Origin of the sequence: Pseudomonas sp. NY15364, assembly GCF_048068235.1 — a bacterium.
GTDB classification, from domain to species: domain Bacteria; phylum Pseudomonadota; class Gammaproteobacteria; order Pseudomonadales; family Pseudomonadaceae; genus Aquipseudomonas; species Aquipseudomonas mendocina_D.
This window is the reverse complement of record NZ_JBLUPX010000003.1, coordinates 102,885-129,790: the sequence shown is the minus strand read 5'-3', so window position 1 is coordinate 129,790 and position 26,906 is coordinate 102,885. Positions and strand designations below refer to the sequence as shown.

The 26,906-nt window shown below is 62.2% G+C and carries 30 protein-coding genes and 4 pseudogenes; 15 read left to right on the top strand and 19 right to left on the bottom strand.

Annotated features, from left to right (window positions below):
- Nucleotides 1-610 precede the first annotated feature (610 nt).
- A complete protein-coding gene (locus tag ACNFCJ_RS04145) occupies nt 611-937 on the top strand; it encodes a hypothetical protein (RefSeq protein WP_099525594.1) in 327 nt (108 codons plus the stop codon).
- A 4-nt stretch (nt 938-941) separates the two neighbouring features.
- Here ACNFCJ_RS04145 and ACNFCJ_RS04140 read toward each other — a convergent pair whose 3' ends face one another.
- Nucleotides 942-1,988, bottom strand: a complete 1,047-nt coding sequence (locus ACNFCJ_RS04140) for a GGDEF domain-containing protein (RefSeq protein WP_179574159.1) — start codon at nt 1,986-1,988, stop codon at nt 942-944.
- 108 nt (nt 1,989-2,096) lie between these two features.
- Complete coding sequence (locus ACNFCJ_RS04135) at nt 2,097-2,507, bottom strand: GNAT family N-acetyltransferase (RefSeq protein WP_416769936.1); 411 nt, start codon at nt 2,505-2,507, stop codon at nt 2,097-2,099.
- Nucleotides 2,508-2,647: 140 nt separating this feature from the next.
- Between ACNFCJ_RS04135 and ACNFCJ_RS04130 the strand changes: the two genes are divergently transcribed.
- Genes ACNFCJ_RS04130 through ACNFCJ_RS04120 form a run of 3 tightly spaced genes read left to right on the top strand, consistent with a single transcriptional unit; the run spans nt 2,648 to nt 5,849 of the window.
- The gene (locus tag ACNFCJ_RS04130) at nt 2,648-3,436 is read left to right on the top strand and encodes a PP2C family protein-serine/threonine phosphatase (RefSeq protein WP_416769934.1); all 789 of its coding nucleotides are present in this window, start codon (nt 2,648-2,650) and stop codon (nt 3,434-3,436) included.
- A gap of 16 nt (nt 3,437-3,452) precedes the next feature.
- Entirely contained in the window at nt 3,453-4,937 is a 1,485-nt protein-coding gene (locus tag ACNFCJ_RS04125) for a protein kinase domain-containing protein (protein ID WP_416769932.1), read from the top strand.
- Nucleotides 4,938-4,952: 15 nt separating this feature from the next.
- The gene (locus ACNFCJ_RS04120; RefSeq protein ID WP_416769931.1) at nt 4,953-5,849 is read left to right on the top strand and encodes an FHA domain-containing protein; all 897 of its coding nucleotides are present in this window, start codon (nt 4,953-4,955) and stop codon (nt 5,847-5,849) included.
- A 143-nt stretch (nt 5,850-5,992) separates the two neighbouring features.
- Here the strand turns inward: ACNFCJ_RS04120 and ACNFCJ_RS04115 are convergent, their stop codons facing one another.
- From ACNFCJ_RS04115 to ACNFCJ_RS04100, 4 genes are all read right to left on the bottom strand, one after another.
- On the bottom strand, nt 5,993-6,322 hold the full coding sequence (locus ACNFCJ_RS04115; RefSeq protein ID WP_143507836.1) for a DUF2025 family protein: 330 nt from the start codon (nt 6,320-6,322) through the stop codon (nt 5,993-5,995).
- Nucleotides 6,323-6,463: 141 nt separating this feature from the next.
- A complete protein-coding gene (locus ACNFCJ_RS04110) occupies nt 6,464-6,871 on the bottom strand; it encodes an NUDIX hydrolase (protein ID WP_106735489.1) in 408 nt (135 codons plus the stop codon).
- A gap of 41 nt (nt 6,872-6,912) precedes the next feature.
- A complete protein-coding gene (locus ACNFCJ_RS04105) occupies nt 6,913-7,614 on the bottom strand; it encodes a YebC/PmpR family DNA-binding transcriptional regulator (protein WP_416769929.1) in 702 nt (233 codons plus the stop codon).
- A gap of 120 nt (nt 7,615-7,734) precedes the next feature.
- The gene (locus ACNFCJ_RS04100) at nt 7,735-8,469 is read right to left on the bottom strand and encodes a sulfite exporter TauE/SafE family protein (RefSeq protein WP_416769927.1); all 735 of its coding nucleotides are present in this window, start codon (nt 8,467-8,469) and stop codon (nt 7,735-7,737) included.
- Between the two features lie 139 nt (nt 8,470-8,608).
- Here ACNFCJ_RS04100 and ACNFCJ_RS04095 point away from each other — a divergent pair, with 139 nt between their 5' ends.
- Nucleotides 8,609-9,502: an EamA family transporter gene (locus ACNFCJ_RS04095; RefSeq protein ID WP_416769925.1), complete on the top strand. Its 894-nt coding sequence runs from the start codon at nt 8,609-8,611 to the stop codon at nt 9,500-9,502.
- Between the two features lie 10 nt (nt 9,503-9,512).
- Here ACNFCJ_RS04095 and ACNFCJ_RS04090 read toward each other — a convergent pair whose 3' ends face one another.
- From ACNFCJ_RS04090 to ACNFCJ_RS04080, 3 genes are all read right to left on the bottom strand, one after another.
- On the bottom strand, nt 9,513-10,052 hold the full coding sequence (locus ACNFCJ_RS04090; protein WP_416769923.1) for a DUF1003 domain-containing protein: 540 nt from the start codon (nt 10,050-10,052) through the stop codon (nt 9,513-9,515).
- 60 nt (nt 10,053-10,112) lie between these two features.
- Nucleotides 10,113-11,642: a diguanylate cyclase domain-containing protein gene (locus tag ACNFCJ_RS04085; protein ID WP_416769922.1), complete on the bottom strand. Its 1,530-nt coding sequence runs from the start codon at nt 11,640-11,642 to the stop codon at nt 10,113-10,115.
- Nucleotides 11,643-11,723: 81 nt separating this feature from the next.
- Nucleotides 11,724-12,005 (bottom strand): peptidylprolyl isomerase, encoded by a 282-nt coding sequence (locus ACNFCJ_RS04080; RefSeq protein ID WP_024309017.1) that lies wholly within the window; start codon nt 12,003-12,005, stop codon nt 11,724-11,726.
- A gap of 167 nt (nt 12,006-12,172) precedes the next feature.
- Here ACNFCJ_RS04080 and ACNFCJ_RS04075 point away from each other — a divergent pair, with 167 nt between their 5' ends.
- Complete coding sequence (locus ACNFCJ_RS04075; protein ID WP_416769921.1) at nt 12,173-12,514, top strand: hypothetical protein; 342 nt, start codon at nt 12,173-12,175, stop codon at nt 12,512-12,514.
- A 135-nt stretch (nt 12,515-12,649) separates the two neighbouring features.
- Nucleotides 12,650-13,090 carry a hypothetical protein gene (locus ACNFCJ_RS04070; RefSeq protein WP_416769919.1) on the top strand — a complete coding sequence of 147 codons (441 nt, stop codon included), beginning with the start codon at nt 12,650-12,652 and terminating at the stop codon, nt 13,088-13,090.
- Here the strand turns inward: ACNFCJ_RS04070 and ACNFCJ_RS04065 are convergent, their stop codons facing one another.
- On the bottom strand, nt 13,091-14,071 hold the full coding sequence (locus tag ACNFCJ_RS04065) for a GGDEF domain-containing protein (protein WP_416769918.1): 981 nt from the start codon (nt 14,069-14,071) through the stop codon (nt 13,091-13,093). It lies immediately after the preceding gene.
- 267 nt (nt 14,072-14,338) lie between these two features.
- On the opposite strand from ACNFCJ_RS04065, the gene ACNFCJ_RS04060 reads away from it, so the two are divergent.
- The gene (locus tag ACNFCJ_RS04060) at nt 14,339-15,187 is read left to right on the top strand and encodes a CAP domain-containing protein (RefSeq protein ID WP_024309013.1); all 849 of its coding nucleotides are present in this window, start codon (nt 14,339-14,341) and stop codon (nt 15,185-15,187) included.
- 9 nt (nt 15,188-15,196) lie between these two features.
- On the opposite strand, the gene ACNFCJ_RS04055 is transcribed toward ACNFCJ_RS04060, so the two are convergent.
- On the bottom strand, nt 15,197-15,784 hold the full coding sequence (locus ACNFCJ_RS04055; protein WP_416769916.1) for an NAD(P)H-dependent oxidoreductase: 588 nt from the start codon (nt 15,782-15,784) through the stop codon (nt 15,197-15,199).
- A gap of 150 nt (nt 15,785-15,934) precedes the next feature.
- On the opposite strand from ACNFCJ_RS04055, the gene ACNFCJ_RS04050 reads away from it, so the two are divergent.
- On the top strand, nt 15,935-16,243 hold the full coding sequence (locus ACNFCJ_RS04050) for a putative quinol monooxygenase (protein WP_416769915.1): 309 nt from the start codon (nt 15,935-15,937) through the stop codon (nt 16,241-16,243).
- 116 nt (nt 16,244-16,359) lie between these two features.
- On the opposite strand, the gene ACNFCJ_RS04045 is transcribed toward ACNFCJ_RS04050, so the two are convergent.
- Nucleotides 16,360-18,369, bottom strand: coding sequence for a peptidase U32 family protein (locus ACNFCJ_RS04045; RefSeq protein ID WP_416769913.1), 2,010 nt, complete (start codon nt 18,367-18,369; stop codon nt 16,360-16,362).
- A 77-nt stretch (nt 18,370-18,446) separates the two neighbouring features.
- Between ACNFCJ_RS04045 and ACNFCJ_RS04040 the strand changes: the two genes are divergently transcribed.
- Nucleotides 18,447-19,160 (top strand): YecA family protein, encoded by a 714-nt coding sequence (locus ACNFCJ_RS04040; RefSeq protein WP_416769912.1) that lies wholly within the window; start codon nt 18,447-18,449, stop codon nt 19,158-19,160.
- Here the strand turns inward: ACNFCJ_RS04040 and ACNFCJ_RS04035 are convergent.
- The 3 genes and pseudogenes from ACNFCJ_RS04035 to ACNFCJ_RS04025 all read right to left on the bottom strand — a co-directional run.
- Nucleotides 19,153-19,368: pseudogene (locus tag ACNFCJ_RS04035) on the bottom strand (HDOD domain-containing protein); the annotation flags it as partial. The gene ACNFCJ_RS04040 and the pseudogene ACNFCJ_RS04035 overlap by 8 nt on opposite strands.
- A 385-nt stretch (nt 19,369-19,753) precedes the next feature.
- Nucleotides 19,754-20,101, bottom strand: a complete 348-nt coding sequence (locus tag ACNFCJ_RS04030) for a cupin domain-containing protein (RefSeq protein WP_416769910.1) — start codon at nt 20,099-20,101, stop codon at nt 19,754-19,756.
- A gap of 214 nt (nt 20,102-20,315) precedes the next feature.
- Nucleotides 20,316-20,558: pseudogene (locus ACNFCJ_RS04025) on the bottom strand (hypothetical protein); the annotation flags it as partial.
- A gap of 285 nt (nt 20,559-20,843) precedes the next feature.
- Between ACNFCJ_RS04025 and ACNFCJ_RS04020 the strand changes: the two are divergent.
- A complete protein-coding gene (locus tag ACNFCJ_RS04020; protein ID WP_416769908.1) occupies nt 20,844-21,587 on the top strand; it encodes a class I SAM-dependent DNA methyltransferase in 744 nt (247 codons plus the stop codon).
- Between the two features lie 35 nt (nt 21,588-21,622).
- Here ACNFCJ_RS04020 and ACNFCJ_RS04015 read toward each other — a convergent pair.
- Nucleotides 21,623-21,823: pseudogene (locus ACNFCJ_RS04015) on the bottom strand (NAD(P)H dehydrogenase); the annotation flags it as partial.
- Between ACNFCJ_RS04015 and ACNFCJ_RS04010 the strand changes: the two are divergent.
- Nucleotides 21,817-22,032 (top strand): annotated as a pseudogene (locus tag ACNFCJ_RS04010) (LysR substrate-binding domain-containing protein); the annotation flags it as partial. The pseudogenes ACNFCJ_RS04015 and ACNFCJ_RS04010 sit on opposite strands and share 7 nt — an antisense overlap.
- 457 nt (nt 22,033-22,489) lie before the next feature.
- On the opposite strand, the gene ACNFCJ_RS04005 reads toward ACNFCJ_RS04010, so the two are convergent.
- On the bottom strand, nt 22,490-23,881 hold the full coding sequence (locus ACNFCJ_RS04005; protein ID WP_416769907.1) for an FAD-binding oxidoreductase: 1,392 nt from the start codon (nt 23,879-23,881) through the stop codon (nt 22,490-22,492).
- A 290-nt stretch (nt 23,882-24,171) separates the two neighbouring features.
- Between ACNFCJ_RS04005 and ACNFCJ_RS04000 the strand changes: the two genes are divergently transcribed.
- A complete protein-coding gene (locus ACNFCJ_RS04000; RefSeq protein WP_416769906.1) occupies nt 24,172-24,471 on the top strand; it encodes a putative quinol monooxygenase in 300 nt (99 codons plus the stop codon).
- Between the two features lie 250 nt (nt 24,472-24,721).
- Here the strand turns inward: ACNFCJ_RS04000 and ACNFCJ_RS03995 are convergent, their stop codons facing one another.
- Complete coding sequence (locus ACNFCJ_RS03995; RefSeq protein ID WP_416769905.1) at nt 24,722-25,417, bottom strand: GNAT family N-acetyltransferase; 696 nt, start codon at nt 25,415-25,417, stop codon at nt 24,722-24,724.
- 215 nt (nt 25,418-25,632) lie between these two features.
- Between ACNFCJ_RS03995 and ACNFCJ_RS03990 the strand changes: the two genes are divergently transcribed.
- On the top strand, nt 25,633-25,968 hold the full coding sequence (locus ACNFCJ_RS03990) for a hypothetical protein (protein ID WP_416770097.1): 336 nt from the start codon (nt 25,633-25,635) through the stop codon (nt 25,966-25,968).
- Entirely contained in the window at nt 25,952-26,143 is a 192-nt protein-coding gene (locus ACNFCJ_RS03985) for a DUF1289 domain-containing protein (protein ID WP_064495220.1), read from the top strand. Before ACNFCJ_RS03990 ends, ACNFCJ_RS03985 begins: the two co-directional genes overlap by 17 nt.
- 42 nt (nt 26,144-26,185) lie before the next feature.
- Here ACNFCJ_RS03985 and ACNFCJ_RS03980 read toward each other — a convergent pair whose 3' ends face one another.
- Nucleotides 26,186-26,752 carry an isochorismatase family protein gene (locus tag ACNFCJ_RS03980; protein WP_416769903.1) on the bottom strand — a complete coding sequence of 189 codons (567 nt, stop codon included), beginning with the start codon at nt 26,750-26,752 and terminating at the stop codon, nt 26,186-26,188.
- Between the last annotated feature and the right edge of the window lie 154 nt (nt 26,753-26,906).

Sequence of the window (26,906 nt, the reverse complement as noted above, 5' to 3'; positions counted from 1 at the left end):
GCTGCAGCCGTTGCGGAACACCAAGAACACCGGGAACACCAGTTATTCGAGGGTTACGGGTTGGCGTACCCCTGCGCCCCGCTAGGGGTAGTGCCGCCAGCGATGGGAATACATGCGCCGTGCTGTACAGCTACCCATGACTGCCATGGGTAGGGGGGTGCCAATCCTTCGGTGCTCCAGACTCCCGAACGACGAATGGAGGCATGTGCACCCGCGCGGCAGAAAAACAATAGGGGGGGGAGTCAAAAACATCATGGCGCCATGGTCTAGAACGACGAATGGGAACGCGTGCGCAACGCCGGGAAAAATGGAGGGGGTGGGCTTTGCTCGGCCATATGCTAGTGGGTGAAAAGCATGGGTGCTTTCGGCTTTAGGGGTACGTTTGGGGGTATATCAGCAATATCGAAACGCTAAAGGCCTGTTTTCACGTGGCCTTGAGTGGCTATGTTCGATTCCTATCTCCGCACCATGTCCAGCAAAGGGTCAGCTTCGGCTGACCCTTTGTCGTTTCAGGCATGAAAATTCCCTCGTGTTGTTGTCAAAGCCGGTGTGATGATGGTTTCGGGGTTCAGGCGGGCGATGCTTGGCCCCGCTCAGATGGGAGGTACTCATGTTCATTCGTTCGCTTGTGTTGATCCTGACTACGATGTTGGCCGGTGCTGCGTTCGCTGATCAGCCGCAGACTATTCGCGTCATCCCCAAGAGCTACGTCAGCCCCGGTGCCAGCGGCAGCGTTTCGGGTTCGTCGAGTTATGAGCAGCACAACCTCTATGGCGGGCAGCGTCTGCCGCAGGGCAGCGTGCGTCAGGAAAGCAGCTATGGCAGCTATTCCAGCGAAACCCGTGGTGGTATTCGCCAGAGCACCGAATATCCGGGCGGGCTGATCATCGAACGTCAACCGGGCAGTGGCAGTTATCAGCAACAGCGCAGTCGCTGATCTATCAGGGGTTGGCGGCAGCCTTGTTCTGATCGCCCGGCGCATCGGCGATCACCGCGCGATTGCGCCCCTCGCTCTTGGCTCGATACAGGCATTCATCGGCGCGCTGCAACCAGCCTTCCCAGTGTTCACCACTGTGCAGAATGGCGCCGCCGATGGAGACGGTCACCGCGCCGCCCGGGCTCTCCAGCTCATTGGCGACTCTGCTCAGCAGGTTTTGCGCAGCGGCGCGCAGGCCTTCGGCCTCGGTGTTGGGCAGCAGCAGGAGAAACTCCTCGCCACCAAAGCGGAACAAGCGATCTTCCTTGCGTGAGCAGCGTTTGATCAGTTCGACGAAGGCCACCAGCACCTGATCGCCGACGTGGTGGCCGAAGCTGTCGTTGATCTGCTTGAAATGGTCCAGATCCATCACCAGCAGGCCGTAGCTGCCGCTGTGGCGGCGATGGCTGGCCATGGCGATCTTCAGTTCTTCATTCATCGCCCGGCGGTTGCGTGCGCCAGTCAGTGGGTCATGAATGGCCAGCGATTGCAGCTGGTCGCGCTGGGTGCGGGTGCGGAAGGCGAAGATGAAACTGAGCACACTGGCCATCATGCAGGTGACCAGGAACGACACCATCTGGTAATGGCTTTCGAACACGCTGCCGGGTACCAGAAGGGCGTGGCTGACCAGGCTGATCAGCACCACGGAGGTTGCCAACAGCGCCTTGCCAGGCGTGACCATGAAGAAGTTGAAGAGAATGAGTGGGTAGATCCAGAACAGGCCGTTGACCCCCAGGTTGATGGCGATCAGCGTGGCGCCGACCGAGAACACGGCGGCCAGGTAGATACCGGGTTTGACCGTGTCGCGGGTGACCCAGGCGTAGAGCACGGCGAACAGGGTGGAAAAGACGATAACGGTGTCGGCGATGCCGACCAGGTAGTTGCCGTGCAGCAGGCGGTAGACGGCATAGGGCGAGATGCCGATGACCCCGAACAGCCCCATCAGGGTGATGATCGACAGCTGGAAGTCATTGCGCAGGCGCTTCAGCAAACGAGCAGTCTGGGTAGCCATAGCGTTTCTTTTCGTTGTTATGGAACAAGCATGCAGAGCTTTGACCGCTAATGGCAAGGGGCATTCCTGAGCAAAGTGCCAGTATTTTTGCCCTTGGCGACAGGTTGCTCAGTGGATACGCAGCGCGACAAGCGATTTTCCGCGTTGGTAGCGGGCCAGCCGTTGGGCTAACTCGGTCGGCAGGCTCTGACAGCTCTCGAAGCCCTGGCGCTGATAGAAGGTGTGCAGCTCGGGGTGACAGAACAGCCAGACTGGCTCGGGATGTAGCGCCAGGCTGTGACTGAGCAATGCTGCTGCCACGCCTTGGCGCCGCAGCGCGGGGGCGACGAACAGGCCAGTCAGCCACTGTCCTCCCGCTACAGCACGAAGACTCAGGGTTGCGACGATCTCGCTGGCGTTTTCCACCACCCACAGTTCATCCCCCGCCTGGCTGCGCATCGGCGAGCGGTGGTCACGGTAGAACTTGTCGACCAGAGGTCGCAACTGGAGGGGCAAGCGGCGAAAACGCGGTGAGGTCATGGGTTCAGGTGGCGGATCTGGCGGCTTATTTAATCATCGCATTTTGGTTAACGGTTGCGCATTTACGGCCTTGCGGGCGGTGACAGCCCGTTCGCGTCGCCGCATCATGGGGAATCGCATTTTGCTCAAGGATTCGCCGCGTGTCTCAGTCCTCCCCTGTATCCGTGGTGTTCGCTGCGCAAAGCGTTGCCGGCCAGGTACGCACGCATAACGAGGATGCTCTGGTCTGCCGTCCCGATCTGGGGCTGTGGGCGCTGGCCGATGGCATGGGTGGGCACGAGCGTGGCGAGGTGGCCAGTGCCTTGGCGCTGGAGGAGCTGGTTGGCGCCTTGCAACAGGGCGAGGAGCTATTTGCAGCGGTGCATGCAGCCCACCTGGCTATCACCGCGGCGGCGCAACCTGTTGCGGGCGGGGCGGGTATGGGCAGTACGCTGGTTGCCGTGCGCCTGGACGGGGATGAGTTCGAGCTGGCCTGGGTTGGTGACAGCCGCGCCTATCGCATCGGCAGTGAACATATCGAGCAGCTCAGTCACGACCACAGCTGGGTTCAGGTCATGGTCGATGCTGGCCAGATGAGCACCGAGGAGGCGCGTGAGCACCCACGCCGTAACGTGATCGTGCAGTGCCTGGGGCAGGTTGGAGATGCACCTGATGTCGGCCTGCTGCGCGTCCGACTGGCGCCGGACGAATTGCTGCTGCTGTGTAGCGACGGGCTGACCAGCGAACTGGACGACGCTGCCATCCAGCGCTGTTGCGCTGAGGCGGCCACGCTCGAAATGATGGTCGAGCAACTGGTGGGGCTGGCCAATAGCCATGGCGGCAGAGACAATATCAGCTGTATCGTCCTGGGCCTTGGCCCGGCTGCCGAACCCCATGAAGCGTCGTCCCTCGGCCTGCTGCGCAAGCTGTTCAAATCCCTTAAACCCTGAGCGCCAGTCGAGCCGCATGAGTCAGCCCACCATCAGCGTACCCGGTTACAGCATTCACCACCGCCTCGGCAAAGGCGGCATGGCCGAGGTCTATCTGGCTACCGAGCAGGCGCTGCAGCGCCAGGTGGCGCTCAAGGTGCTGTTGCATCGCGAGGACGCAGCCTTCACTCAGCGCTTCATCAAGGAAGGCCATACCGTCGCGTCCCTGCAGCATCCGTCGATCATTACCATTTACCGCATCGACCAACTCGACGATGGCCGCCATTTCCTCGCCATGGAGTACCTGGCAGGCGGCGATCTGGCTCAGTACAAGGGCCAGACTCTGGAGCCGGCGCGTGCGCTGCGCATCGTCCGGCAGATCGCCAGCGCCCTGGCGCTGGTGCACGACAAGGGCCTGGTGCACCGCGACATCAAACCGGGCAACATCCTGTTTCGCGACGATGGCACTGCGGTGCTCAGCGATTTTGGCGTGGCCAAGGAGCTGCAGCTCGACAGCGAACTGACCCAGTCGGGCATCGCCGTTGGCAGTCCGGCCTACAGCAGCCCCGAGCAGGCGCAGTGTCAGGCGCTGGACGCGCGCAGCGACATCTACAGCCTGGGCGTGATCCTACTGGAGATGCTCAGCGGGCATAACCCCTTTCGCGGCACTAACTACACCCAGACCCTGATGAATCAATTGCAGCTAGAGGCGCCGCCGCTTCCGGAGTCGCTGAGCGAGCTGCAATGGCTACTCGACCGCATGCTGGCCAAGGACCCGGAAGATCGCTTCGCCGACTGCCACGTGCTGCTGGCCAGCCTCGATGAGCTGCAGAACGCCGATCAGGACCAGACCCGTCTTAGCCCGGGCGTCAGCCTGCCGCCTCGTCCACCCCGGCGGCGCTGGCTGCCCTGGGCCGTGCTCGGCCTGTTGTTGCTCGGTATGGGCAGCGCGGGCGGCTACTACTGGCAACTGCAGCAGCGCATCGCCGGGCTGCTCGTGCTCGCTGAGACGCGGCTGAGCGAGGGGCACCTGCTGACCCCGGCGCAAGACAACGCCGACTACTATTTTCGCCAGACGCTGGCCCTGGACGAGGGCAACCAGCAGGCCAACGACGGTCTGCAGCGCGTGCTGCAGGCACGTATCCAGCAGTATCTCGACCTGGCCGAGCAACGCCTCGGCGAGGGCTTGCTGATCCTGCCGGAGGACGACAGCGCGGTGCATTACTTCCGCCAGGTGCTTGGCTGGGAACCGGACAACCTGCTGGCCCTGGCTGGCATCAACCGGGTGGCGCAGCGTTTCATCGAACAGAGCGAGGCGGCCTATGCACGGCGCGAATACAACCTGGCGCTTGAGCAGATCAAGCAGGGGCTGGAGGCCGAGCCCGACAACGAACGCCTGCTGGCGCTTTACGACGGTCACCAGCAGCGCGTGCGCAGCAGCCAGGCGGCGAGTCGGCCGCGCAGCGCGCCGCCGGTCCAGCAGAACCCGATCAAGCGCTTGCTGAACAATCTATTCGACTGACCCGAGGCGACCACGATGCTCAGACTGCAGTTCCTGGATAACCGCCAAGCGCCGGTCTGGCTGACCGACGAACGCCTGACCATCGGTCAGGACAGCCGTAACCAGCTGGTGCTTGGCGATGCCGGAATCGCCAGCTTCCACGCCGAGATCCGCCAGGATCACGGCTACTACTACCTGAGCGATGCCGGTCAGGGCGCCACCTGGGTCAACGACCAGCGCGTCGGTACACGCTTTCAGTTGCGCGACGGTGATCGCCTGCGCCTGGGCGCCGTCGAACTGCAGCTGGTCGACCCGGCGAAAAGTGCGGCCAGACCCGAGGCTGCCGCGCCGCGCTGGTTTCTGCAGGTGATTCAAGGCGAACACCAGGGGCGCAAGTTTCATCTCCACGGCTCTATGACCTTCGGCCGTTCGAGCAAGTGTGAGCTGTGCTTCAGCGATCTGGAATTGTCGCGCCGGCATTGCGAGTTCTTTCTCAAGGACGACGTGCTGGAGGTCAAGGACCTCGCCTCGGCCAACGGCGTGCTGGTCAACCAGCAGAAGGTCAGGACCGCCGTGCTGCAACCGGGTGATCAATTGAAGATGGGCACGGTGACGCTATTGGTGATCGGGCCGAAGGTCAGCGTGAGTGATGCACCCGACGAGGATGCCACCCAGTTCATGCGCGTGGCGGACCTGCCGCCAGCTTTGGCTGCCAAGGCAGCTGGCGGCGGCGCTACGCAGATCGCCCCGGTGCCGCAGGCAGCACGCGTCAGCGCCAAGACTGCGACGGCGGCGGCCAACCCCCTGCGTGCGGCTCAAGCCCGGCCTGTACCTGTTGTCGCGCCACCTGCGGCCAAGCTGTGGCTGGGTGGGATCGTACTGCTGCTGATCGGCGTAGGCCTCGGTGCTGTCGCCATGCGGCTATTGGGCTGAGGCGGCGCGCGTCACCCGATAGAGCCGGCATGGCGGGTTGCACCCGCCCTACGGGGTAGCGCTCGTGGCGTAGGGCGGGGGTACCCCGCCGTTGTGGTCCCGGTGGGTTGGTGCGCACCGAATGCCTCGAAACACGCTGAATCTCAGGCCGGCGTCAGGCGTCGCCGCTCCGCACGGATCTCCGGCAAATCGCTGCGGCGCAGGTAGACGCGCAGCGGCTCACCGAGATTCACTCGATCATCGATGCGTTGCTCCTGCAGCCAGGCCAGACGTTGGCGATCCAGGCGCATCAGTTCGCCCTCGTCAGCGTGCCAGACGTATTCGCAGGTAGGCGTGATGGTTTCGGCCGGTACGTCGAGACCGAAGCTGTCTTCGGAGAATCGCAGCAGGTACTGCTCGGTCTTGGCGTTGAAGCCGACGAAACCCTGCAACTGGTCGGCAGCCTCGCAGATTTGGGCGGACGTGATACTCATGGCAAACCTCGTTTCCTGTGGGGTTTGCAGGCAAGGCGAATGGTTTTGTTTATCGGCGCAGCCTAATCGCTGGTGTTGTCACCCGCGTTGTCGTGGATCAAGAAACTGCCGCGAGCGGTTTTGATGCCGCGAGCAACGCTCTTACACTGACGGCAGCCGTTTCAGGGTCGGCAGCACCTGATCGCGCAGAAGTGGCGCCAGGTCGTCAGGAAGGGGCAGGGAAGTATCGAGCCAGCGCAGTTCCTCCAGCTCGGCGGCGGGCTGAACGGCATGGGGGAGGGCGGCGCGAAAGATGTCTGCCTGCACCCAGGTATCGGCTTCGTTGGCGGCGGGCGCCTGGAACTGACCGAGTGGTTGCAGTGCGCCGGCCTGTAGTTGCAGCTCCAACTCTTCGAGCAGCTCACGCTGAAGCGCAGACAGCGCATCTTCGCCCGGTTCGCGTTTACCGCCAGGCAGCATGAAGAATCGGGTGTTGCGCTTGCGCACGAGCAGCAGGCGGCCTTGTTCGTCGAACAGGCAGGCGGCGGCAATTTGCAGGGTGGTTGGCATGGGAGCAGCGTTGGGCGCCCAATTCGGGCGCCCAGCGAACATCAGCCAGCGAGGCCGACATAGACGTTCTGCACGTCGTCATGGCCGTCGATGGCTTCGAGGAAGGCTTCGACTTCTTCCATCTGCTCCGGCGTCAGACTGCTTACCGGGTTTTTCGGGCGGTAGCCGAGCTTGGCCGAGTTGACGGTGAAACCCTGTTCCGGCAGTGCCTTGCACACGGCGTCGAGGTCGGTCGGGTCGGTGATGAACAGGGTCGAGCCCTCGTCATCGGGCACGAAGTCCTGGGCGCCGGCTTCGATGGCCGCCAGTTCCGGGTCAGCGCCTTCTTCGGTAGTGGCTTCGATCAGGCCAACGTGGTCGAAGTCCCAGCTGACCGAGCCGGAAGCGCCGAGCTGGCCCTTGCGGAACAGCACGCGAATCTCGGCGACGGTGCGGTTGACGTTGTCGGTCAGGCACTCGACGATCACCGGCACCTGATGCGGGGCGAAGCCCTCGTACTGGGTGCGCTCGTAGTTGATTACTTCACCGGACAGGCCCGCACCTTTCTTGATTGCACGCTCCAGGGTGTCCTTGGGCATCGAGGCTTTCTTGGCCTGATGCACGGCCAGGCGCAGCTTGGGGTTCATGTCTGGGTCGGCGCCGTTGCGCGCGGCGATCATGATTTCCTTCACCAGCTTGCCGAAGATCTTGCCTCGGGCATTGGCGGCGGCTTCTTTGGGTTTGGCTTTCCACTGGGCGCCCATCTGGGGTCTCCTGGCCGATAGGTGAGACGGCGTCGCGCGAATCTGGGCGTGACGATCGGATAGGCTGAGGATTCTAGTGCCTTGCGCGGCTATCGGCACCTGCAATTTCAGTCGGCGGACTCAGAGGTAGCGCCAGATCAACTGCACGCCCGCCAGCAGAATGCCCAGACGGGCGATGCGGTAGAACCACAGGTGGTTGACGCGTGATTGCAGCCACAAGCCGCTCCAGACGCCAAGCGGCACGATGGGGGCGAGCATCAGACTGAGCAGCAGATTGTCCTGGGTGAACTGACCCAGCGCCGCGTAGGGGAACAACTTGGCGGCGTTGGTCAGCAGGAAGAACAGGTTGATGGTGGCGACGAAGCGCACCTTGTCCAGTTGCTGCGGCAGCAGGTGCATCATCACCGGCGGGCCACCGGCGTGGGCGACGAAGCTGGTGAAGCCGGCCAGGCTCGACAGCAATGTGCCACGGCCTTTGTGCAGTGGACGTGGTGCCTGGTTGCCAGCCAGCAGGCCAAGGCCGACGAAGGCAATGGCGATGGTGCCGATCAGCAGGCCGATGGCACGCTCATCGAATAAGCCGAAGGTCAGCGAGCCGATGCCGATACCGATCACGGCACCCGGTAGCATGACTTTGAGGTTGGCCCTATCCCACTTGCCCCAGTAGGCCTTCAGCCCGACCACGTCGGCCAGGCAGAGAATCGGCAGCATCACCGCCACGGCCTGTTTCGGCGAGGTGGCCAAGGCCAGCAGCGGCACGGCGATGCCGCCCAGGGCGCCACCGAAACCGCCTTTGGACAGGCCGGTGAGAAATACCGCCGGCAGGGCGAACAGAAGGAAATCGTGCAGGGTCATGGGCTTGGCGTAACGGCACTGAAGCGCGCAGGGTAGCAGCCGCTTGTGGCTGTGTGGCTTTTTTCCACGGCCTCTGTGTCTGTCTGCGTTTGGGCGAGGCTGCTCTAATGCCTGCTCATTCAAGGCGAGGCTCGTACCCATGACACCCAAGGATCTGCTGCTGGCGCTGCTGGTTATCGTCGTCTGGGGGCTGAACTTCGTGGTGATCAAGGTCGGCCTGCATGGCATGCCGCCGATGCTGATGGGCGCCCTGCGTTTTCTGCTCGCGGCCTTTCCGGCGATTCTCTTCGTGCGCCGGCCGCAGGTACCGCTGCGCTGGATGCTGGCCTATGGCATGACCATCTCGCTGGGGCAGTTCGCCTTTCTCTTCTATGCCATGTACGTCGGCATGCCGGCGGGCCTGGCCTCGCTGGTGCTGCAGTCGCAGGCGTTCTTCACCCTGTTCTTCGCCGCGCTGTTTCTCGGCGAGCGGTTGCGTGGCAGCAACCTGTTCGGCTTGCTGGTGGCGGCCAGCGGCCTGGTACTGATCGGTCTGCAGGGTGGGCAGGCGATGACTCTGGCCGGTTTTGCGCTGACCATCGCGGCGGCCTCGATGTGGGCGCTGGGTAATGTGGTGACGCGCAAGCTGGGCAAGGTCAACCTGGTCGGCCTGGTGGTCTGGGGCAGCCTGATTCCGCCGTTGCCGTTTCTAGCTCTGTCATTGTGGCTGGAGGGGCCGGAGTTGATCAGTCAGTCGCTGCGCACGCTCAGCCTGGATTCGCTGCTGGTGTTGGCCTACCTGGCATTCGGCGCCACCATTCTCGGTTATGGCCTGTGGAGCCGGTTGCTGTCGCGCTACCCGGCCAGCCAGGTGGCGCCGTTCTCGCTACTGGTGCCGGTGGTGGGCATCAGTTCCGCGGCGCTGCTGCTGGGCGAGCGTCTTGGCGGTCTGCAGATGCTCGGCGCGGCATTGGTGATGGCCGGGCTGTTGATCAATGTCTGGGGCGGGCGCCTGCTCGACAGCTGGCGCCAGCGCGCGCCGGGGGCTGTTTGAAGCTCCTGGATCAGGGCTCGGCGCGTTTTTCCGGCAGGCGCGCGAGGATCTCATCCAGGCGCTGCTGGATCTTCTGATCGACCTTTTCATGCAGGCGCATGATTTCCAGCTCCGCACGCAGGTTCACTTCGAAGTCCAGTCGCGCAGCGAGGCGATCCTTCGCCGCCTGGCGGTTCTGGCTCATCATGATGATAGGTGCCTGGATCGCCGCCAGGGTCGAGAGCATCAGGTTGAGGAAGATGTAGGGGTAGGGGTCGAAGGCCATGCCGAAGTGCGACAGCACGTCGGTATTGATCAGCATCCAGCCGAGCATGGTCAGCGAGAAGCAGATGATGAAGGTCCAGGAGCCGCCGACCGCGGCGACCTTGTCCGACAGCCGCTCGCCGAAGCTCGACTCTTCATCCGAGGCATCGGCGGCATCACGGGCGATGGGGCGGCGCTGGCGAATTTGTTCGAGCACATGGGTTTCTTCCGGCTCGAGTTCATGCAGGGGTTTTCCCAGCAGGGTCTGGGCGAGTTGTTGCAGAGGGTGCGAGGTGTCATTGCTCATTGTGGTCGATCATCTATGGCAGACATTTGCCGAGGATGCTGAACCGCTTCGGCCGACTTGTCACCTGTCCGCTGAGCGTTGAACCATGGCGCTTTCCAGGCGGTTACGACCCTTGGCCTTGGCCCGATACAGCGCCTGATCCGCTGCGTCGATCAGGCTCAGGGCGCTTGTGGCGCTGTCCTGGTGGCCGGGGCTCAGGCTGGCCAGGCCGATACTCACCGTAATTCTCTGGAATGGACTGTTCTCATGCGGCAGTGCGCTGTCCTGCAGGTTTGCCATGAACGCGAGAGCGATGGTTTCGGCGCCCTCGCTACTGGTGTTCGGCAGAATCACGGCTAGCTCTTCGCCGCCGTAGCGTGCCGCCAGGTCGCCGGGGCGACGCATGCAGCGCTGGAGCAGGTCGGCGACGCTGCGCAGGCATTCGTCGCCGGCCAGGTGGCCGTAGTGATCGTTGTAGCGCTTGAAGTGGTCGATATCGAGCAGCATCAGGGTAAGGTCTGAACCCTGGCGCTGCGCACGGCGAATTTCCACTTCCAGCGCCTGGTCGAAGCTGCGGCGGTTGGCCAGGCCGGTCAGGGCGTCCTGCGAAGCCAGTATTTCCAGGCGGGCATTGGCGTCGAGCAGTTCTTCCCGGGCGCTGAGCAGTTGGCGCTCGGCGCGCGAGCGACGGTGCATGTCGACAAGTAGCCGCTGGCCGATGATGGCGACGGCGAGCAGCAGGATCAGAACCACCGTGGCGAACAGTCGTGCATCACGGCGCCAGGCCGTTAGCGCCTCATCGCGGCCCAGCGCGACCACGGTGATCAGGGGGAGGTTGCTGTTATGGCGGAACGCGTACAGGCGCTCGATGCCATCGATGCTGGAGACCTGTGTGGTCGTGGCCTGTTGCTGTGCGCGTACTATCTGAAAGATCGGCGAGTTCGACCAATCCAGGCCCACATCCTGTTCACGGAAAGGTTGGCGAACCAGTAGGGTGCCATCGCTGGTTGAGAGGCTCATTGTGCCTTGCTGGCCCAGATCGAGGCTGCCGAACAGCTGGAGGAAATGCTCCACGCTCAACGTGATGGCCACCACGCCGGAGAAATTGCCGTCGGTATCGTTCAGGCGCCGGCTGACGGTGAATATCCACCCGTGCGCCAGGCGGCTCTTGATGGTCGGGCCGATGAACGTCTCGGGCGAGGGATTGTCGCGATGATGGATGAAGAACGCACGATCGGCGGCGTTCGGGCGCGCATTGATATCGCCCCGCGATACCAGCAGGCGGTCACCCTTGGCGTTGTAGATGATGATGGTGCTGGCCAGCTTGAACACCCGGCTCTGTTCCTGCACGACCTGCTGCAGGCGATCAAGATGTGCCCGACCCTTGCCTTCCTGCTCCAGGCGTTCTGCCAGCTCCACCAATACCAGCTCGGATTGGCGAATCACCCCTTCGCTGTAATTGTCCAGGGCACGCGCCAGGTTGAGATTGGCCACGTTCAGCTCATGCAGGGCACGCTCGCGGGAAAACCAGATCTGCCAGGCCGTCAGCAATGCCAGCGACAGGCATATGAACACCAGCAGGATGAAGGTGAGGCGAGTACCGCGTTTCATAAAGCCAGAGCCCTGCCGTGGGACTGAACAGCGTGGGCAACGGAAAAACCACCGGCGGGTGGTTTTTCCATTGCGAGAGAATCAGTCCTGGCGGCTGGTGACTTCCAGCAGGTGATAACCGAACTGAGTCTTGACCGGGCCTTGCACCACTCCGACCGGCGCGCTGAACACCACGGTATCGAATTCCTTGACCATCTGGCCCGGGCCGAAGGAACCCAGATCACCGCCGCTACGGCCGGACGGGCAGGAGGAGTTGTCGCGGGCCAGTTGGGCGAAATCGGCACCGCCCTCGATGGCGGCTTTCAGTTCGTTGCACTTGTCTTCGCTGGCAACCAGGATGTGGCGGGCAGTGGCGCGGGCCATGGGAGTACCTCCTATCGAATTGAGGTGCAGAGCCTAGCGCAATCATCCCGCCAAGCAAACGCCAAGCCGTTCGTCCGCTGCTCAGGAGTCGTATCGTCGCTTCGCTTGTCCCACCTTGTGTAAGCGGGCGGTGGCCCTGAACTCAGGTTCGACTGAGGAGACGGCAGATGAATACGCTGAGCATCGACGGTTGGCGCAAAGCCGACAATGACAGTAAATCCATCCCGATCGGCACGCTGCAGTTTCATGTCAGCGAGGCTGAGCACCTGCGTCTGGAACAGGCCGAAGAGGAGCTGCAACGCAGCGGCTGCCGAGACACGATGATCGATGCTGACATGCAGACGCTGGCGCTGGTGATGCCGGACGGTTTCGGCCCGCTGAGCGAATGCAAGTGGCGGGTTTATCTGGGCGGCGAAGAGCGCCGCGGCCAGTTTCACCTGGTTGGCTATAGCCGCGAGGATGCTTGCCTGGTCTACAGCAATGCGGTGATGGTCGACCTGTTGGGTTGATGGCGCTGGGCAACGTCTTGCCGCGGCTGGCAAGGCGTTGCCGTTCGCATCTTCAAGGCCCCTGTAATAAGCGGCCTGCAACGGCTGGCCCGAAATCTGCTTTGCCTGTGGCGAATGCTTTTGGCGGGAGGCCATATGACCAGCATCAACAACAGCACGCCAGCCATGCTCAGCTACTACGGCAGCCAGCTCGCCAATCGCTCCAGCACTGCCGGTGGCGAAACCGACAGCCAGGACCCGCTGGGCGATCTTCGGCGTTTCGCCAAGCAGGTGGTCGCGCGCAGTGAGGGCGGACTGCTGCGTGCGATGAATGGCGGCGCGGCGACGGCCAGCAATGCTGTGCAGCGCAGTGCCGGCAATCAGGCGGCTGCACCCTCGGTGATCCAGTTGCCCGACGTGACGCAGCTCGATCGTGACGATGCCGCCAAGCTGCTGCAACAGGTTCAGAAAATGGTCGATGCCGGCCTGGACGGCAGCGTTCGCATCGCCGGTCACAATGGTGACAAGCAGACCGACTCGCTGGAAACCTACCGCCAGTGGCTGCAGGAAAAAGGCGGGCTCAGCGTCTACGCCTGATCAGCCCGGAACCGCTTCACTGCCGCCCACGTCTTCCCGGGTGATAACGCGGTTGCGTCCGGCACGCTTGGCGGCGTAGGTACGCCTGTCTGCCGCCAGCATCAGTTCATCCAGGGACTGGCCGTCCGCCCTGAAGCTTGCCACACCGGCACTCAAGGTCATGGGCAGAGCGATGTCATCGAACCTCAACGGCTCCGCTGCCAGGCGCTCGCGCAGGCTCTCGGCGATGTCGCGGGCCTGCTCCGCCGCGCTGCCAGGCAGCAATACGGCAAACTCCTCGCCGCCGAGGCGACAGAACAGATCATTGATGCGCAGCCGCTGCGCCAGCACCGTGGCAAAGTGAATCAGGGTACGGTCGCCGACCTCGTGACCGAAGCGGTCGTTGATCTGCTTGAAGTGATCGATATCGAGAAATACCAGCGACAGCGGGGTACCGTTGCGCAACGCATGGGCGCGTTCGCGCTCGAACACCTCTGCCATTTTCAGCCGGTTCGGCAGGCCGGTCAGTGCATCGGTGGTGGCCTGTTCGGTCAACCGCGTTTCATTGAGAATGTGGCTGCGCTCGTAGATGTGGGCGAAAATCATCACCGCCAGGCTGGCCAGGCCGAGATTGGCGATGATCTCGACGTTTTGCAGCAGGCTCTCGGAAGAAAAGCGTCGGCTGAAGACGAACAGGCCGATGCCGACGAACAGCACCGAGCCGTACATGCCCAGGCGCAACCCCAGCAGCAGGTAGCAGATGATCGGAATCGACTGGATCCAGGCGAACACCGCGAAGCTGGTGTGGGTCTGAGCCAGCGCCACGATCATGATGCTGAAGAACGGCAGCAGGTAAACCGCGGTCAATAGCTGCAGGTTGCGGGTTCGGTCGATGATGGTCAGCAGGTACAGCGATACGGCGGCGTAACCGATCTCGAGGCCCGCCAGCAGCCAGTTATCGTGCAGCAGATTGACCACCGAGAAGAACAAACCACCGCTCAAGGTGATCTATAGCAAGGCTTTGAGGACCAGGCGTCGATGTTGCTCGTTCTTGGCGAAGTAACCGGGCATCAGTGTTCTCGAGCGGATTCGGGCAAGTGCGTAGGTGGCGCGATGGCGGCAGGCTGTATCATGCAGGAACCCTGCCGATAGCCAGCGGGTCCAGTGTTTGCGGGCATTCGAAGGGACGAGGAAACCGGCGATGATGATGCGCCGGGAAGTACGTCAGAATCACGACGTTAGTTGGGAGAGGGCTGTATGACAACAACAATGGACAAGCGGAGATGGCAACGCTGCCTGCTGGCGCTGCTGCTGATGGGGTTTTGGGGCGTGGCTCAGGCCGCTGAGGACCTGGCGCTGATCGAGACCATCAACACCTATCGCAGCGAGGTGCAACGCTGTGGCGTGCAGGCTTCCGAACCTCTGCCACCATTGACCAACGACCCGCGCCTGATCCTCCCTGCCAATGGCACCGCGGATCTGCAGGACTCACTGAGCGCCGCCGGTTATCCGCTGGTCAATGTCCAGGCCATCACCCTGTCCGGCCCACGCAATGCGCAGGCGGCGATGCAGGCGTTGAGCGAAAGTTTCTGCCGCGTGCTGCTCGACCCGCAATTCATCGATATCGGCGTCAGTCAGCAGGATCGAGACTGGCGCATCGTACTTGCCCGGCCGCTGCTGAGCGGCCGCCTGCAAACCTGGCAGACCGAGGGGGAAAGTCTGCTGCTGCTGATCAATTCTGCCCGCGCCGAGGCGCGTCAGTGCGGTGACCAGGCGTTTGCCGCCACGGCGCCGCTGGTGTGGAACGCTGCACTGGGCAGCGCTGCCGAGAGCCACAGTCGGGCCATGGCCAATGGTAATTTCTTCGCCCATCAGGGGCGTGACGGCCTGACACCGGGAGATCGCGCCGAGTTGGCGGGGTACGGCGGGAGCAAGATTGGCGAGAACATCGCCGCCGCGCTGGATACCTCCGCCAAAGTAGTCGAGGGCTGGCTGGCCAGCCCCGGGCACTGCGCCAATATCATGAACCCTGAGTTCAGCGAGCTGGGCGCTGCTTACGCCAACGACCCACAGAGCGACGCCGGCATCTACTGGACGGCGCTGTTCGGCGGGCAATGAGCCGCGGCTTCAGGCGACGCCGAACACCCGGGCCAGGTGCTGCTCGTAGCGCGCCACGTCGCGCTCGATGTCCGGCACCTTCATCACGTCGTTGCAGATGAAGGTGGGCAGGGCGCTCATGCCGAGGAATTCGTTGGCCTTGTGGAAAGGGAAGTACACCGCGTCCACGCCCTTGCCTTCGAAGAAGTCGCTCGGGTCCTCGAAGGCCTGTAGCGGGGCGTTCCAGGTCAGCGACAGCATGTATCGCTTGCCCTGGATCAGCCCGCCGCTGCCGTACTTCTGCGAGGCATCGGAGCGCGTGCGACCGTCGTTGGCGTAGAGGCTGCCGTGACCGGCGGTGAACACCTCGTCGAGGTACTTCTTCACCGTCCAGGGTGCGCCCATCCACCAGCCGGGCATCTGGTAGATCACCACGTCGGCCCAGAGGATTTTCTGCACTTCTTCGTCGATGTCGTAGCCGCCGTCGATGAAGGTGGTCTTGATATCGAAGCCGGCGCGGTCGAGGAAGGCCACTGCGGCGTCGTGCAGAGTGGCGTTGTACTGGCCTTGGGAGTGGGCGAACTGTTTGCCGCCGTTGAGCAGAAGGATCTTTTTCATCGGGGTTCTCCAAAAAAGTGGCGGCAGGTTATCCAGCCCCGCGCGTGCGAAACACCCCGAAACGGTCAAATCATTATTGACTGAAAGTCATGAATTTCAATTTGAGACGTGCTTTATGGTAAGGCAGTACGTTATCAGGAGCCTTCCCATATGCATGCCTTCATCCTCCACGCCCATACCCGACCCGAGCAGGCCGAAGCCTTCGAGAAACTGTTCCGTGCTTACGTCGAGCCCAGCCGCGCCGAACCCGGCTGCATCGAATATCACATGCTGCGTGACGCCCAGGACCCGACCCTGTTCATCTTCTACGAGGTGTGGGCATCACGAGAGGCGCTGGCCGAGCACACGGCCCTGCCGCACATGCGCGAGTTCCATAACCAGCGCATGGACTACCTGCGTCGTGATTTCGAGATTCGCGAGATCGAGATGCTCAGCCCGGGGAGTACAGCGCGGGCCTGATTCGCGATCCGTAGGAGCTTGCTGGCGATGGTTGTTGTAGCCCGGATGCAATCCGGGACATACAGGCGCATGCCCCCGGATTGCATCCGGGCTACCGATAACAGGCGAGGCTGGGCTCAGTGGCTATAGCCCGGCTTCTGGCGGATGGTCTTGAGCAGGTCGTCCGGGCTGATGTGGCCGACCACCTGGGCGGCGGCGCTGCCCGGCTGCGGCAGGTCGAGGATGTGGCCCTTCATCTTGCCGATCACGTGCATCTCGCACGGCTTGCAGTCGAACTTCAGGGTCAGCACTTCATCGCCGTGCACCAACTGCATCGGTGCCACCTTGGTGCGTACGCCGGTCACACCCTTGGCCTGTTTCGGGCACAGATTGAAGGAAAAACGCAGGCAGTGCTTGGTGATCATCACCGGCACTTCGCCGGTTTCCTCGTGGGCCTCGTAGGCCGCATCGATCAGTTGCACGCCATGGCGATGGTAGAAGTCGCGCGCTTTCTGGTTGTAGACGTTGTAGAGGAAGCTCAGGTGCGATTCCGGGTACACCGGTGCCGGGTCGGTTTCGGCCTTGCGGCTGCCGCGTGGGTGAGCGGCGACGCGCGCTTCGGTCAGCGCCTCGATGGCCTCGCGGCGTAGCGCCTTGAGCTGCGAGTTGGGCACGAAGAAGGCCTGCGGCGCATCCAGTGTCACGCTCTGGGCGTGGTAGATGGTGGTGCCGAGCTGAGTGAGCAGGTCGCGCAGGCCGTCCAGCGCCTGTTCCGGTTTGTTGGCCGCGCCGAACGGGCCCGGCAGGGCGACCTCGACACTGATGCCTTCTTCGCTGGTGGCGGTGAGCGTCAGGGCATCCTCGCGCAGCACGGCCTTCCAGCTCACACCGATGCGGCGTTCGGCGCTGGTGCGCTGCAGCGCCTGTTGCCAGTTGTGGTCGAGGTTGCGGCTCAGCGGGTGATTGGGGCGCAGGCGCAGCAGCCCTTCGGGCATCTCGTTGGGCTCGACGCGGTAGCGATAGCGCTTCTCGCCGTCCTCTTCGAACTCGCCCTTGAGTTCGCAGATGTTGGCGCGGAAACCCACCACCTCGCGCTTGACCAGCACGTTGAGACCATCGCCGTTGGACAGCGGCTCATGGGTGACGGCGATCAGGTCGCGCTTGTTCACCTTCTCGACATGGCCAACCGGCAGGCCGGTGAAGGTCGGCGAGTCGAAGGCGCCGATGTCCACCTTGCGCTCGGTGACGAAGTAGTCGGTGCTGCCACGGTGGAAGGTCTTGTCCGGGTCGGGCACGAAGAAGTGCGCGGTACGGCCGCTGGAGGCGCGGGCCAGGTCCGGGCGGTCTTCGAGAATGGCATCGAGTTCGCGGCGGTAGTGGGCGGTGATGTTCTTCACGTAGGCCACATCCTTGTAGCGGCCCTCGATCTTGAACGAGCGCACGCCGGCCTCGACCAGGGCGCGCAGGTTGGCGCTCTGGTTGTTGTCCTTCATCGACAGCAGGTGTTTTTCGTAGGCGATCACGCCGCCTTTTTCATCCTTGAGGGTGTAGGGCAGGCGGCAGGCCTGCGAGCAGTCGCCGCGGTTGGCGCTGCGCCCGGTTTGCGCGTGGGAGATGTTGCACTGGCCGGAGAAGGCCACGCACAGCGCGCCATGGATGAAGAACTCGATGGCTGCGTCCGTGGCATCGGCAATCTGGCGGATTTCCTGCAGATTCAGCTCGCGCGCCAGTACCAGTTGGGAGAAGCCGGCCTGGTCGAGAAACTTGGCCCGCTCAAGGGTACGGATGTCGGTCTGGGTGCTGGCATGCAGCTCGATGGGCGGAATATCCAGCTCCATCACCCCCATGTCCTGCACGATCAGCGCATCGACACCGGCGTCGTAGAGCTGGTGGATCAGCATACGAACCTGTTCCAGTTCATCGTCGTGGAAGATGGTGTTGAGCGTGGTGAACACCCGTGCATGGTAGCGCCGGGCGAATTCTACCAGCCTGGCGATATCGCTCACTTCATTGCAGGCGTTATGCCGCGCGCCGAAGCTCGGGCCGCCAATGTAGACGGCGTCGGCGCCATGCAGAATGGCCTCGCGGGCGATTTCGACGTCACGCGCAGGGCTGAGCAGTTCCAGGTGGTGTTTGGGCAGGGACATGGTGGTTTCTTTTATCAGGCTGGCACACGGGCAAGGCGCGCATTGTACCGGGCTGTGGCCCGCTGGGCACTCGCCAGATGCCGGACGGCTGGCAATACGCGCCGATGCAGGTACAGTACCGGCCTTTTTCAGGCGGAGGCGTGGCGATGGACAACAGAGGTTTGGAGAAGCTCGATCAGTGGCTGCTCAAGTACGGCAACGATGACTCGATCCTCTCGGCCAGCGAGCTGGACGGCTTCTTCGCCGCTATCGTCTCCGCGCCGCGCCAGGTCGCGCCGGCCGTGTGGTACTCGGCGATCTGGGCCGATCAGCCGCCACAATGGCCGAGCGACAAGGATGGCGAACGTTTCATGAAGCTGGCCGTCGAGCTGATGAGCGAGGCTGCCTACATGCTCGCCGAAGAGCCGGACGACTACGAAGCGATCTTCCTGGCCGACAACAACGGCAAGGGTGAGAAGCTGATCGTCTCGGAGTGGTGCGCGGGTTACCTGCGCGGCGCTGCAGTGGCCGGCTGGCTCGATGCATCGCTGCCGGAGTCGGTGGCGGCAGCGCTGAAGCTGATCACCCTGCATGGCGATGAAAGCGGCAGCGCGGCGCTCAAGGCCATGTCCGATGCCGAATACGACGCCAGCACGGCGCTGCTCGAACCCGCCGCCGTCGAACTTTTCCAGTATTGGCAGGAGAACCTGGACCCGCTGCTGCCGGTGCGCCGCGAGGAGGCTAAAGTCGGGCGTAACGACCCCTGCACCTGCGGCAGTGGCAAGAAGTACAAGCAGTGCTGCATGCGCTGAGTCGTGACCCCGGGCACGGGCCTGCGCGAAAACGCGGCGAGTTGGCCAGGCGCAGTACCTTGGCAGCGATGACCGGGTCGCGCTCGATATTGCGCGCCACGCTTTCCAGGCTCGAAGACGGGTTGTCGAACTGTTGAATCAGCTCCTGCGCGACCTTCGGAATGCTGGGCAGGGTGTGCAGTCGAGCGAACAGACTTTCTATATCCATGGCAACTCCGATAGGGAAGAACGCTGCAGTTGCGTTGGATGAGAAATAGCTCTCTGAGCACAGCTGTGCTTAACGCCTCAGCCAGTCCCATAGTTGCTATTTAGAGCCTTTTCCATGGGGGGTACCAGTCTGAAATACCCGCCCCGAGGGGTAATGCTGTTCACATAAGCAACGGTCGGACGCGATTAACCGTCGGCAGCGGCAGCGGCAGGGCGCAGGCGAGGGAGAGCAGCGGCAGTTGAGTCGGTTCATGATGATTACTTGCTGAAAGTCCTTTTGGGCCGTCCGTGATGAGGGAACCGCCAGGTCGGCGGCGCAGCACTGACCGTTGTGGACAGGCCAAGTTTCTGCGCTTTCAAGCCCGTGTGCCGCTGTCAGCTCAGCGTCAGGCGAACACGAAGTACTTGCGCACCGTTTCCACCACTTCCCAGGTGCCTTTCATACCAGGCTCGACCACGAAGATGTCGCCGGCCTTGAGGTGGATCGGCTCCAGGCCGTCCGGGGTGATGATGCAGTAGCCTTCCTGGAAGTGGCAGTACTCCCACTTCACGTACTCCACGCGCCATTTGCCGGGCGTGCAGATCCAGGTGCCCATGATCTTGCTGCCGTCTTCGGAGGTGTAGGCGTTGAGGTTGACGGTGTGCGGGTCACCTTCAATGCGCTCCCACTTGCAGGCATCGACGACGGGCATCGGCTGGGTATCGCGCAGAACGGTGATCGGTTTGTGGGCCATGGGGCGCTCCGGTGAGTGATCAAAGTGGCGTTCACCATAGAGCAGGGACGGGGCTGTCGATTGTCTGGAGTCGACACGGTGTTGCTCATTCCCGCAGTGCGCGGGGCTTTCTATTCCTGAAAAAACCAAGGCCGGCTTATCAGGCCGGCCTTGTGGGGTTGCGCGTTCCATCGAGTCATACGACGTTCTCGATCAGTTCATCAGGAAGGTATCAGGCGGTGCGGCTTTCGATCAGACGGTCAGAGCCACCTTCAGCGACGCGGTTCTGGATGAGGCGGTCGGAACCACCTTCGGCGATGCGGCTTTCGATCAGACGATCGGAACCACCTTCAGCAATGCGGCTTTCGATCAGGCGATCAGAGCCACCTTCGGCGACTAGGGGTTGGGCGGAGGAGGCGGCGAATACGTTGGCTGCCAGTACGGAGAAAGCAAAGCTGAGGATGAGTTGGCGTTTCATGATGTTTTGCTCCAGCGGTGTTGTGGTTGGGTATGGAGCAGATGTTACGCACTGGATTTTTTCAGAGAACTTCATTGGCATGATGGTGAACATCGATGCCGCTGATAGCTGGTGAAATCCACGGAATACAAAGCCTCCAGCTGTTTCATGAGCGTCGCTGGGGCCAGTTCATGGTGAGCGTCGGGCTCGACCAGACCGCTGGCATAGCGACGGCAGCGATAGTGATTTTGCCCATTCGCTGCCTGAGCTATGATGCGCGCCCTTCGTCCTTGCGCCCCTGTCATCATGTCTGGCAATGCCCTCTATACCGACCTGTCGGGTTACTACGATCTGATGTGCGCGGACATCGACTACGCCGCCCAGAGTCATTGCGTGCACCGCCTGCAACAACTGTTCGGCAACGGCGGCAAGCGCCACCTCGATCTGGCCTGTGGCACCGGCCCGCATGTGCGCCATTTTCTCGATGCCGGCTACTCCAGCAGCGGCCTGGACATCAACCAGCCGATGCTCGATCGCGCCGCCCAGCGCTGCCCCGAGGCACGCTTTGCCCGGCAGGACATGTGCGGTTTTCAGGTCGACGAGCCGCTGGACCTGATCACCTGCTTTCTCTATTCCATCCATTACAGCGCCAGCATCGAACGGCTCAAGGCTTGTATCGTCAGCGTGTACGGCGCCCTGGCGGTTGGCGGGGTGTTCTGCTTCAACGCGGTGGACAAGCAGCGCATCGATAACGCCTCGTTCGTTACCCACAGCGCACGGCATGCCGAAGGGCAGTTCCGCTTCAGCTCCGGCTGGTACTACCGCGGTGAAGGCGAACAGCAGGCGCTAAGGCTGCGTATCGAACGTACCTTCGCCGAACAGACCGAGGTCTGGCACGACGAACACCCGATGGTGGCGGTGAACTTCACCGAGCTGCAGAGCCTGCTGGCGCCGTACTTCGAGGTGCAGGTGCTGGAGCACGACTATCAGCGGCTGGCGCCGTGGGATGGCAGCTCCGGCAACGCGCTGTTTGCCTGCACCAAGCGCTGAGGCGAGGCAGCGTCATCCTCGGCCTGGCCATTGCCTCAGGCTGGCTCCTCGACGCGCTCGGTGTGCAATGAACGCTGCAGCTCGGCCACCAGCGCATCGACCTTGGCCAAGGCCTGCTTGACGGATTCGGCGAGCAGTTCACCGCCGACTTCCTGGCCTTCGATGGCAATCTGGTGTACGCGGGTGATGCCGATGAAGCCGAGCGCGGTGATCAGATTCGGCTCCAGATGGTTCGGCGGCCGTTGGCGCCCAGGGCGTGGCGCTTATGAGTCGGCAACTGATCGAGGATGAGCTGAGAGAGGGACGATTGGTGCAGCCTTTCGGCCCGGAACTGGAGGGCAAACCGTTCTTTCTGGTGTACCCGGAGAGCCGTATAAATGACCCGACCATTCTCGCGGTGCGGGAGTGGATCATGGCGGTGCCGGGTGGGTTGTGTTCGCTGTGACGACTTTATTCAGGCGGTGCCGGGTGACGAGGTAATGAAGAAGGCCAGAGCCCTGATTCGATGAAGTATTTTTTCCACCCGGCAGCGGAAGCCGAATTTCTGGAGTCAGTCGGTTACTACGAATCGAAGGTTCCTGGATTAGGTGGGCATTGATCAACAAGTTTCAGGCCTTGGCTACATTGATTGGCGAGTCTCCCAAAGCCTGGCAGGTTGAACTTGAGCCAGATATTCGCAGCGTTCCCCCTTCGGCGTTTTCCGCTATCGATCATTTACCGGCCAAGGCCAGACGGCTTTCAGGTTCTGGCCGTTACCCATTACCGCCGCCGTCCGCAGTACTGGCTTGGCAGGCTCTGATTCCGGGCTTTCCAGCTGTCTCCCATGCGGCTGCATGGGAGTCGCCCTGTGACCTGGTTAATGCCAGACAGCAGAACTCCTGAGCGTTGGACCGCGATTTCAATCAGTGGCCACTGGGCTGAAGGTAATAGGCATCCCACAGCTTATTGCGGAATTTGTTGCTTGGGTCGACGCGTTTTTTCAGCGCGAAGAATTCCTCGGCGCGGGGATAGGCGGCGAGGAATTGCTCCCGGCTGGCGTGGATTTGATAGGGCAGGTAGTAGCTGCCCTGGTGGGCGATGGCGAGATCGATCAGTTGTCGTGTCCAGTCGCCTACGGCGGCGCGCTCGCTGGGTGAGACGCCCTGGCGGTAGTAGATCACCAGCGCGAAGGTGTCTTCGCGGGCCCAGGCCAGCAGCGTACCCGGGTCGGCCTTGGCATGGCGGATGGAGATATTGGCGACCTTGACCTTGTGCGCTTTGAGCACGTCTCTCATGCCCGCGACAAAAGGCTCCAACTGGGCTTCGGGCACGAAATATTCCTGCAGCACATAGCTGTAGTCGGTGCCGGAAATTGGCTGCAGTTCGCGCACATCCAGGCTGGCCTCATGGTTGCGCCATTGCACTTGCGGTCGTTTCAGCAGCAGCGGGTCGACGACGCTTTCACGGACCTTTGCGCCGCCATTGCTGCTGGCCACTGCCAGCGCGGCGCGCATGGCCTTGTAGTCGCGGTCCAGCGGTACCAGGCGTTCGGTGACGGTCAGCGGCGCATCCGTACGCAGGTAGGACACGGCGCGTACGCTGTCGTAATCGTCGGTATAGAGAATGCCGTTGTGCATCACCATGTCCGGGTTGCCGCGTACCTGGCTGGCGAAGAACTGCGCATAGTCTCCAAGCGGCATGAGCTGCGTCTGACGCACCAGCTTGCTGTTCTCCACCAACGGCAGGGTGGCCTCGACGATCACGCCGAGCCCGCCGTAACCGCCTATGGCGCCATGGAACAGCTCGCTGTTGTGCGTCGGGCTGGCATCCACCACCTGACCGTCAGCCAGCACCAGGCGCAACGAACGCACGCCGAGCACCAACGGCCCCTGGCCGACGTATCGGCCATGAGCGTTGACGCTGAGGGCGCCACCGACGGTGAAGTTGGCGTAGGACTGCATGATCTGCGGCGACAGGCCGTGCGGGTCGATGTACTCCAGTATCTCGCGCCAGGTGATGCCGGCCTGCACACGAATCTCCCGGCGTTCGGCGGAAAATTCCAGCACCTGGTTGAACCGGCGCATGTCCAGTTGCAGGGCCTTTTCGGTGGCGGTCTGCCCGCCCATGCTGTAGCGCCCGCCGCCAATGGCGATGGGGCCGGCATGCCCGCTAACGGCTGTGACGATCTGCTCCAGTTCGGTGGGCGCCAGTACCTGCGCCACTTGGATGGGGTTCATGCCGGTGACGTCGTTGACGGTCTCGGTGGCGTGCACGCAATGGCACAGCAGCAGCAGAAGGACGAGGGCGATGCGCATGGAGCTTCCTTGTTCGCAGCGGAGAACGAATGGCTTGGCTGATGGTGCGTTGTGGCGTGTTCAGGTGGCAATCGCCAGTGGGCCATTCAGGATGCTTCATTTTCAATAGGTCGAAGAAAGTATTAGCGCGTTCTGTCGGTGTTTCTTTTCGATTGAATGGACAAGGATGACCCCACTCCACAAAGAGTGAGATGAAACCCATGATCAAACACCCGAGTCTTTGGCTGTGCGTGCTGCTGTTCACTGCCCTCGCCGGGTGCGCAAGCCAACCCATCGAACGAGTTAACACCATGAGCAAACCATTGGTATCCCTTGCCGTACTCAAGGCCAAACCCGGTAAACAACAGGAACTGAAAGAAGGCTTGCTGAGCCTGATAGCACCCACGCGGGCCGAGCCGGGCAATCTTGATTACGTGCTGTTCGAAATGCGTGATGAGCCGGGCGCCTTCTACATGCGTGAAGCCTTCAAGGATCAGGCGGCCCTGGATGCGCATTTTGCGACGCCCTATTTTCAGGCGTTTGCCGCCACCGCTGATGAACTGCTCAGCGAGCCATTGCAGCTGATATTCCTCGAGCAGGTATCCAACTGAGTCGGACCCATGGCCATTGCTTGATGCAGGGGGATGCCCGTTGGTTCGCTGATGGTCGCTCCCACGCCTCTAGATGGGCCGCCTGGTGGTCTGTGCCGACCGGGCGAGAGCCTTGTCGTAACGCTTTATCCGCGTTGGCGGGCGTTCAACGTCCGCCAACTACGCGTGTGCATGCGTGGTGTCGGCTGACCGCCACAGGTGATTGCAATCGGCGTTTCGTGAAACCCCACGGCTAGCGCAGGGCATCGCCTCAATGCAAGGCGCGCGAGGGCAGGCGCTCGTCGACCAGTTGCTGAGCCTGAAGGGCGAGCGTGTCGAGATGCGCGTCACGCTGCTTTTCCGCCTGTTGCATGGCGCGCTGGCCGTGCTGCTTGAGCAGGTAGGCGTGAATCTGCCTGACCTCGGTGGAGGCAAACACCGGCGCCAGGTCGGCGACCGCGACCATGCCGGTGGAGCGGTAGTCGCGGCTGTTCATCACCACCAGCGCACCTTGAGCGGCCAGCGCCTGCAAGCCCAGGGCCTCGAACAGCGGCACCTTGTCTGCCACACAGGCCAGCTCCAGGTGCGGGCGTCGCTCCAGCACGCGTTGCAGCAGTGCGCGACCGATGCCTTGACGGCGGTGTGCGGCATCTACCGCCAGATAGGCGAGGGTGCAGGCGGCAGCATCGTCCGGGCTCGGCAGATACAGGGCAAACCCCAGCACACGGGCCGGGTCTTCAGCGTCCAGCGCCAGTAGCAACTGCACCGGGCCTTCGGCGTCGCCGTTCATGGTCTGCAGGTGCAGATGCAGCTCATAGCCGATCACGTACTGGTACAGCTGATACAACGGATTGCTCGGTAGCAGCGGCACCGCGCTGACATCGGCGAAGTAGTCCACCACCATCTGCTGCACTTGGCTCTTCAGTGACTCGGGCGGCGGGCTGCTGAGGTGGGCAAGGGTGAACATCGGTATATGGTCCGCTGGAGAATGCGTGGGCCGTGGATTGTAACCCGCGGGTGGGGTTGCTCGGACGCCATGATCGCTGCCGTACTCGGCATGGGTTGCGGGTGTTGCCCTGCGTCGCGGATGCCATTGTTCAACCTCGATCCATCTGTTCCCTCTGGCCGTTGAGCGTCTCGGGTAACATGGCGGCGCAGCGAACCCAGACCCAGAAGAACCTTATGTCATCGTCGAAACGAAAATACTCAGGCATCGAGCGCGAGCTGATTCGCACCCTGACCCTTGCCTGTGAAACGGCGAAGAGCGAAATCGTCGGCTTTCAGTGGCTGACTCATGATGTGGACTATGAGCAGTTTCCGCAGAGCCTGCGCGTGACCTGGATGTTCGACAGCGAGGCGAGCAGGGCACGCGCACTCGCCAGTTCGGACAAGGCGCGAATGCTTGAACTGACGCAGGCCGCTTTCGATGAAGTGGGCATCAGCGTTGCCAGCATCGCCACCTATGTCGCGTTTTCGGTCGAGCAGCCGGCAAGAGGCAAACGTGGCCAAGGACATTGAGAACCCCTGCGTGTCGCTGTGCCAGCTCAACAGTGAGCTGTGCGTCAGTTGCGGGCGCACGCGCGAGGAAATCCGCAAATGGCGAGGCATGAAAAGGCCCGAGAAGATGGCAACCGTGCAGAAGGCTGCAGCGCGGATGAAGGCGATTGCCAAGAAGAAAGGTAAAGGTCAGTAGGGTGCATGACGCTTTTTCATCCACCATCAGCGGTTGTCCGGGCTACTTACTAAACTGTGCAATCACATCTTCTGATGACATGACCTCAGCATATTCGGCGCCCAGTATGGCCAGGGTCAGCTCGTATACGGTCGAGGCTTCCCAGCGGGTTCCACCTGGCCCTGTTACAGGTACGGCAGTCGTGGCATCTGACGGGAGGATGATGCTGTACCCGAGCGCTTTGCCTGCGCGGATGGTGGCATCCATGCTGTTGTGAATCACCACACCCGTCAGCACGATGCGATTTGCGTTCATTCCCTTCAGCGCGGCATCCAACTGGGTGCCTATGAACGCGCAGTTTTCATGCTTGATGATGACGGCCTTGCCCTCTATCGGCGCGACTTCCTGTTTGATGCCATTCCAGGGGCCGTGAAGGTAATTGCTGGAGGTGGGCGTCTTTTCATCGTGTTTCACATGGAGGACGGGCCAGCCATTCGAGCGCCAGAATTGCAGGAGACGTTGGATGACGGCCAGGTAACCGGGGTGACTTTTGTCATTCCAGACGGGCTGATCGATGGCGTCCTGAACGTCGAGGATGATCAAGGGGATTGGGCTGGGTATGTCCGGCATTTTGCGTCGTCTCCTTACGATGAAAGCGCAGTGTGCTGCAGTGTTTTTCTATCAACAACCATGGCAGCTCGATAGCTCCAACGTTTCGGCGTGGTAGCCAGCCTATGAGGTTTAGCGTCGCCTGCAGGCGTAGGGTGGATGACGCTTCCACCAT